At 71.4% G+C, this 6583-nt stretch carries 6 protein-coding genes and 1 pseudogene; all 7 read right to left on the reverse strand.

The genetic code is table 11. From position 1 onward, the window contains the following. Positions 1-473, reverse strand: a pseudogene (locus AOK08_RS40220) (type II secretion system F family protein); the annotation flags it as partial. Then, positions 470-1435, reverse strand: a complete 966-nt coding sequence (locus AOK08_RS40225) for a type II secretion system F family protein (RefSeq protein WP_063794231.1) — start codon at positions 1433-1435, stop codon at positions 470-472. The pseudogene AOK08_RS40220 and the gene AOK08_RS40225, both read right to left, overlap by 4 nt. Then, the gene (locus AOK08_RS40230) at positions 1399-2973 is read right to left on the reverse strand and encodes a TadA family conjugal transfer-associated ATPase (RefSeq protein WP_055535299.1); all 1575 of its coding nucleotides are present in this window, start codon (positions 2971-2973) and stop codon (positions 1399-1401) included. The genes AOK08_RS40225 and AOK08_RS40230 overlap by 37 nt, the downstream gene beginning before the upstream one ends. A 14-nt stretch (positions 2974-2987) precedes the next feature. After that, the gene (locus tag AOK08_RS40235; RefSeq protein WP_055535301.1) at positions 2988-3803 is read right to left on the reverse strand and encodes a hypothetical protein; all 816 of its coding nucleotides are present in this window, start codon (positions 3801-3803) and stop codon (positions 2988-2990) included. Continuing rightward, the gene (locus AOK08_RS40240; protein WP_055535303.1) at positions 3803-4486 is read right to left on the reverse strand and encodes an SAF domain-containing protein; all 684 of its coding nucleotides are present in this window, start codon (positions 4484-4486) and stop codon (positions 3803-3805) included. The genes AOK08_RS40235 and AOK08_RS40240 overlap by 1 nt, the downstream gene beginning before the upstream one ends. Before the next feature lie 19 nt (positions 4487-4505). Continuing rightward, entirely contained in the window at positions 4506-5459 is a 954-nt protein-coding gene (locus AOK08_RS40245) for a hypothetical protein (RefSeq protein WP_063794230.1), read from the reverse strand. Beyond that, positions 5414-5998 (reverse strand): hypothetical protein, encoded by a 585-nt coding sequence (locus tag AOK08_RS40250; protein WP_055535307.1) that lies wholly within the window; start codon positions 5996-5998, stop codon positions 5414-5416. Before AOK08_RS40250 ends, AOK08_RS40245 begins: the two co-directional genes overlap by 46 nt. Positions 5999-6583: the final 585 nt, after the last annotated feature.

Consider the following 6583-nt stretch of genomic DNA (forward strand, 5'->3'; position numbering starts at 1 on the left):
GCGTGACGGAAGTCCGCGCGGGCCTCGACCGCTTGCTGGCGGACGTGGATGTCGGGAACGAACCAGAACAGCAGCCCCAGCACGAGGCCGGCGAGCGCCGGCACGGGGAAGGGCATCGGGTAGCCGGCGGCGGAGGCCGCTCCCACCAGCAGGGCGGGCAGCACCAGCCCGTACAGGCCGAGCGCCACCTTGATGCCGACGTGGCGGGTGGGGCTGCGCCCGATGAGCTCCAGCTCCTGGCGCGGCAGGCGCAGGGTGCCCTCGCCGGCCGAGCGCAGCAGCGCGGCGCCGAGCTTCTCCAGGCCGCCGGCCGGGGCGGCGGTGCGGACCGGCTGGAGGTTCTCCAGGCGGCCGGCATCCATGCGGGAGATGACGTCGCCCACGTCGGGGCGGCCGGGGGCCAGGCCGCGGTAGGCGAGGACCAGCCCGGCGCCGACGGCGGCGCCGGCCAGGACCGCGAACGGCGAGATCATGCGACCTCCCTCAGGGTGGTCGTGCCGCCCGCGCGGTCCTGGGCGGTCAGGAACCGGGGGGTGGGCTCGATCATGGCCATCCGCCGCATCCAGATCTTCACGACGACGAACGCGGCCCCCAGCAGGACCAGGACGAGCTGGCCGGCGGCGGTGGTGTAGGGCTCGGTGTAGGCGCCCGAGAGCATCGACAGCCCGAAGATCGCGAGGCAGAAGATCGTCACCCAGCGGTCGTTGGTGCGCGGTTTCTGCCGGTCGGCCTCAATCTCGCGGCGGGCGAGGACCTCGTGGGAGAGACCGGATGCGAGGTCGTTCAGCGCGCGGCTGAGTCCGGCGCCGCGGTCCTCGATGTGCAGGATGAGCAGGGCGACGACCTCGTCGGCGGTGGCGTCGTTGAGTTCGTCGGCGAAGGCGCGGTAGGCGTCCTGGGGATGCCAGCTGGCGGACATGCGCGAGACGAGGCGGGTGACTTCGTCCCGGATGGCGGCCGGCACCGTGTGGAGGCTGCGCTGGACGCTCGCTTCCAGGCTGACGCCGACGGTGTGGATGTCGGAGAGGCGGCGGACCCATTCCTCGACCGCTTCGAGCCGGGCGATCTCGCGGGTCGCGTTGGCGCCCGGGTTCAGCAGCCAGGGCAGCCCGGTGACGACGACGGCCGCGACGAGTCCGCCCATGGGCCATCCCGTGAACAGCCAGACCAGGAGTCCGGCCAGGAGCGCGCCGGTGACGCGGATGTTGGTGCGGGCCCACCACACGACCGGGCCGGGGTCTTGTCCCGCGCCGAGCAGGGCGCGCAGCCGCTGCTGGACGCGGCCGCGGCGGCGTGCGGGCGGGTCGGCCCAGCCCGCAAGGCCGGCGGCCGCGGTGAAGACGCCGGCCACGGCGGCCACCGCCGCCAGCGCGGCGAGCAGGGAGTTGGCATCGAGGATCACAGTGGCATCACCGACTCCAGCCGTTCGGTCCATCGGCCCCACGGCCGCATCAGTTCCTGGCGTTGGAAGCCCGTGCGTTCGATGTCGTCGAGGTAGCGGGGGCTGGGCATCTGCTGGGGGACGGCGCGGGGTTCGCGGACGCCGTCCTGCTCACGCGGCGCGAAGATCATCTGGTGGCTGGGGCGGTTGTTCTCGCCGATGCCGGTGATCTCCATGACGTGGCTGACGAAGCGGTGCTTGCGCCCGGGCCGGCCGCCGGCGTCGACGAGTTCGGTCTCGTCGACGAACCGGACATAGACGACCAGGTCGATCGCCTGGGCGACCAGGCGGTAGGCGAGGGCCTCGGTCATCCCGATGCCGGCCTCCAGGCACAGGGTGACCAGGCGCTCCGCCGACAGCTGGGCGGTTTCGGCGTGCAGGGTGCACATCGAGCCGCCCTCGCCGGTGTTCATGGCGTGCAGCATCGGCACGACTTCCTTGGAGCGGACCTCGCCGACGATGATCCGGCGCAGTGACATGCGCAGCAGCTGCGGGAAGAGGTCGGAGAGGGTGAGCTCGCCGAGCAGCTTGCCGTCTGGGCCCCGCTCCCCGTTGCTCTCCCGGCCCTCGTAGGCGATGACCTCCGGCCCCTCGGGGTCCTCGTGGAGGTAGAGCTCGTACTCGCTCTCCAGGGTGCCCACGCGTTCGGTGCGGGGGATCTCCCGGGCCATGGCCCGCAGCAGTGACGTTTTTCCTGCGCCCTGCGAGCCGACGATGACGATGTTCTTGCGGGCCTTGACCGAGGCACGCAGGAACGCGGCCAGCGTGCTGTCGATCGTGCCCCAGCTGATGAGGTCGTCCAAGCTCTGTCCGAGGGTGCGGTGGCGGCGGATCACGATCTGGGGCCGCGGGGTGATGAGGTAGCTGGCCGCGAGGCGGGAGCCGTCGCCCAGGCGCATGTTGAGATTGGGGGTCGCGGGCGTGAGCGCGCGCTCCCCCTGTCCCTGCATGCGGGCGAGGTGGTTGATGAGCCGTACGAGTTCGCGGTCGTTCGGCGCGATCGGGTCCCACATCTGACTGGGGCGGTCGGCGAAGTCGACTCGGACCTTGTCGCCGTTGATGAGGATGTTCTCGACGTTGGGGTTGTCCAGCAGCGGCTGAAGGCGGCCGGCGCGGAACAGCTCGTCGAACACCGCCTGGCGCAGCTGGGTTTCCTGGGCGTCGGTCAGCGGCGTGGAGGCGGTGGCCGCGTAGCGCGTCGCCCACTCGCCGACGGTCTCCCGGATGATCTTGAGGCCGAGCTGGCGCTGGTCCTGCGGGCTCATGGTGGCGTCGGCGGCGGTGGCCTGCCCGATCTTGCCGCTGGCCTGCTGGCGCAGGTCGGCGATCACCTCGTAGCCCACCGGCAGCAGGCCCGCCGCCTGCCCCCGGAAGGCGGTGGGGGCCGTGGGCACGGCGGCCGGCGAGACCGGCGGCTGGAGAGCGGCTCCGCGGATACCCGGGGGCACGTTGCGCTGCTGGAGCTGCTGCTCGAACAGTTCGTCGAGGGAGGCCAGCGTGGGGGCAGTCCGCTCGGGTCGGGTGTCGGTCATGTCGCTTCCCTCCTTCAGGCCAGGGCGCTGTAGTGCGTGGGGCGGAGCTGGATGCGCCGTCGGGTGACGACCTCCTGCAGACGGTCATGGGCGGTGCGGGCCGAGCGCAGCAGGCCCTTGGCGGTGCGGCGCAGCCGCGCCTGGCCGTGGGTGAACACGTCCGCGGTGTCCGGGTCCCAGTCGAGGGCGCACAGGACGGGGGTCTGCAGCCACTGCTGCACGTTGCTGGTGGAGGCGCCGCCTTCCTCGATCACCAGCAGCCCCAAGGCGTCGGCGCCGGTGCCGTGGGCCGCCAGGTCCTCCTTCAGGACCCGCACGGCCGGTGCCGCGGCGACCACGGAGGCCTGGGTGGAGCGCACGACGAGCAGGACGGCGTCGGCGGCGCGCAGCAGGGGAGCGGGGTAGGAGCGGCTGCTCAGCTGGGTCTCGGACTCGGTCACGATGCGACCGGCGTCGATGATGACGTCGAAGCCCTGGCTGTCCATGACCGCCAGTAGCTCGGCGATGCTGTCCCAGGTGCGGGCCATGGAGGGGGCCTGCGCCGGAGCGGTCAGTCCGGGCAGCAGCATGCGGTTGCCGGAGTGTTCCTTGTCCAGGGAGATCCAGTGGTGGCGGAACTCCCTGGCCAGGGTGCCCTGCCGGTCGGCCGAGGCCAGCCGGTGCAGGCCGATCTGGGCCGTTCCCTCGCCCGCGAGGTAGCCGGCCCGGATCGTGCCGCCCGCCGGGTCGGCCTCGACCAGGAGTGAAGGGCGCGGCGAGGACAGCGCGAGGGCGAGCGCCGAGCAGGTGACCCCGCTGGACTTGCCGGAGGCCAGCGCGATGACGGCCATCAGCTGGCCGCCTTCAGCACAATCGCGACCTCGCCGCCGGCGGCCCACGCGGCAAGGGAGGTGCTGTTGACCTCGGCCGCGGCGACATCGACCACGACGGCGCCGTTGGCATCGGGCGATCCGACCCGCGAGACCACCGCGGGCAGGCTGTCGGGTTCCGAGCCGGGCTTGTCGGAGGAGGCCGAGGCGCTGCCGTCCGTCGGGGTGTGGACGACGGTGACCTTGTCGCCGGTATGGAGCGTCTGGACGGGCAGCTGTCCGGGCTTGGCCAGGATGCCGACCACGGACTTGCCCTTGGTCACGCTCGATCCGGAGCTCACCGAGTCCTCGGTGACCAGGACTCCCGCCGGCAGATCGGAGGAGGCACGCTTGCCGACGAGCTCGGACGCCCGGGAAGCGGCGACGGTGTGCAGTCCCGAGCCGCGGGATATCTCGGCCGTCACCAGGTCGGAGGCCTTCACGGTGTCCCCGGCCTCGATGGCGTGCCGGGTGGCGACGACGGCGATCTTGTCGCCCGCCTCGTTGACCAGCCACACCGACACCAGCGCGCCGACGGCCGCCAGGGCCAGGCCGGCGCCGACGACCACCGGGCGGCGCCGGCTGCGCGGGGCGTCATGGGTGATCGGCAGCGGCGTGTGCGCGGCTCCTTGGTCCGGGGCCGTCTTCTCCTTGGTACGGGACATGGTGGTGCTGTTCCTCGTGCTAGTTGACGACCTGCAGCTCGCCGACGCGCGCTGTGGTGGTGGACATACGGGTCTCGGCGGGGAGGGTTCCGCCCTGGCCGGTCGATGCCTGCCAGGTGATCTCCCACGTGCTGGTCGCGGTGACGGTGAACGTGCCGTCCGGCTCGCCGGTGGAGACCTTGGTGTAGCGGTAGCCGCAGTCCGGCGAGGACGTGCCGCCGTAGGACTTCTTGTACGGCGTGCCCGCGGTGGTGCAGGTGACCGAGCCGCCGTCCCCCATGGAGTAGGTGATCTTGGTGACGCGTGCGGTCGCGGTCACCGACAGGCCCGGCACGGTGGCCGTGGCGGTGTTGGGGCCCCAGGTGGTCTGGCTGGTGTTGTTCCACAGCCACACCGGCATGCCGACCAGGGTGGGCTTGTTCGGGCCGGGCGTGGAGCCGATGTCGGCACCGCGCAGCGTCATCTTGTCCCGGGCCTGGCGCGCGAGTTGGGCGGGGTCGGGCAGGACGGTGGCCGGCGGCGTGGTCAACCAGACGGTCCCGCCGACGTCGTTGACGATGCAGTCCTTCTGGTAGAAGGCGCCCGGGCCGGTGGTGTCGGCCCCGTTCATGTCGGTGTGGCCCGGCCCGGACGGCGGCTGGGGGTCCATCAGCTGGTAGAAGCAGCGGTCCTTCGGGTTGTAGCCGGGCAGGCAGGGGATCTCGGTGTCGTCGACGAGCTTGCACATCCCGTCGCCCTTCGAGCCCGATCCGCTGCTGGAGCTCCCGCTGCTGCCGGAGCCGTCGCTGCCCGAATTGCCGGGGGTGCCGGCCTCGACGCAGACGTCGACGTCGGAGCAGCCGTGGGCGCCGCCGCCGGCGTAGGCCAGGCCGGCGGGAAAGAGGGCGAACAGGACGGCCAGGGCACCCGCCACGCGGGCGCCGCGTATCAGCAGCCCTTCGTGCGGTCTGCCGTGATCTTCGTGATGAGCCATGTATCACCCTCCAGCGTGGCTTGGGACGTGACGGGGTACTTCAGGCGCTGCTTGGACAGTTCGACGGCCTTGCCCGATTTCGTGTAGACGGGCTTCCAGTTGGTCGCGTCGAAGCAGTCGCTGAGCGTGGCGGTCTTGTTCGCGGTGTCGACGGAGGCGACCTCGGGGTCCGTCTCCGGACGGCCGGTGAACTTGATGCCCAGCGACCTGTTGCGCAGGACGGACTTCTTCAGCTCGGCCGCGGCGTCGCCCTTGGCGTACTTGGCCAGGTCCTCGGTGTGAAGGTCACCGTCCGCGGCCATCTTGATCTGGATCTCGCGCATGTTGGTGTACGCGGCGAGGACGTCGTCCTTGGCGGCCTGGTCCGGATCGCTGGAGGGCGAGGCGGACGCCGTCGCGGCGCTGGAGGGCGACGACGAGGAGGTGCTCGTCGTGCCGCCAGATCCGCAGCCGGCCAGGAGGCCGGCGGCCACGGCGCAGGTCAGCACAGCGTGGGGGAGACGCGGAAGGCGGGAACGGGTGATGGTGGGCGTTGCCATCGGCAGAACCCCTTTCAGGTGTCGGATGCGGGCGCTGGCGTACGGGCCATGCGGACGGGGAGCGGAGAGGGGGTTCCTCTACCGCGTCCGGACCGGCATGGCCGGGTACGTCAGGCCAGGACCCGGCGATCCTGCGGCCACCGCGTGACGACAGGGCTCCGACCCGCGGCGGCGTGGGGCATCCGGCAGTGAACTGTCACGAATACGGCCGCAGAAGGGTGTCGCCGCACCTGCTCCTTGCGGAGTGAGGGAGGCCTGTTCCCCTCGTGCCGCTCCCCGGTCCCGCGACCAGGAGCATGCCGGTGCCGGTGCGGCGATGGTGTGTATCAACGCGAATTCCCCCTCGCAGTCAGGGACGCCGCGTCTCCCACAACGCGATCAGTCCATGGCTGATTCTGGTTGTGCCGATCCAGGGGGAGCCAGGCCCGGTTTTTTCCGGTAGACGCGTTTCAGGTATATGCCATCGTCCTGGGCGAGTTGTGTTCTTAATGGTCACAGCGTTCAAGGTCGCGCAGTCAATGCCGGGCCCGAAGGGCGGAGGGCCCGGGCGGCTGCGGTTTCGTCCGGACCGGTGATGGCCTGGAT

Origin of the sequence: Streptomyces graminilatus (genome assembly GCF_001418565.1) — a bacterium.
Classification (GTDB): domain Bacteria; phylum Actinomycetota; class Actinomycetes; order Streptomycetales; family Streptomycetaceae; genus Streptomyces; species Streptomyces graminilatus.

Excerpts from the sequence above, each read along its gene's own strand:
- AOK08_RS40245 (WP_063794230.1), bottom strand. The coding sequence starts at position 5,459 with ATGGCTCATCACGAAGATCACGGCAGACCGCACGAAGGGCTGCTGATA.
- AOK08_RS40250 (WP_055535307.1), bottom strand. The coding sequence starts at position 5,998 with ATGGCAACGCCCACCATCACCCGTTCCCGCCTTCCGCGTCTCCCCCAC.
- AOK08_RS40230 (WP_055535299.1), bottom strand. The coding sequence starts at position 2,973 with ATGACCGACACCCGACCCGAGCGGACTGCCCCCACGCTGGCCTCCCTC.
- AOK08_RS40225 (WP_063794231.1), bottom strand. The coding sequence starts at position 1,435 with ATGGACCGAACGGCTGGAGTCGGTGATGCCACTGTGATCCTCGATGCC.
- AOK08_RS40240 (WP_055535303.1), bottom strand. The coding sequence starts at position 4,486 with ATGTCCCGTACCAAGGAGAAGACGGCCCCGGACCAAGGAGCCGCGCAC.
- AOK08_RS40235 (WP_055535301.1), bottom strand. The coding sequence starts at position 3,803 with ATGGCCGTCATCGCGCTGGCCTCCGGCAAGTCCAGCGGGGTCACCTGC.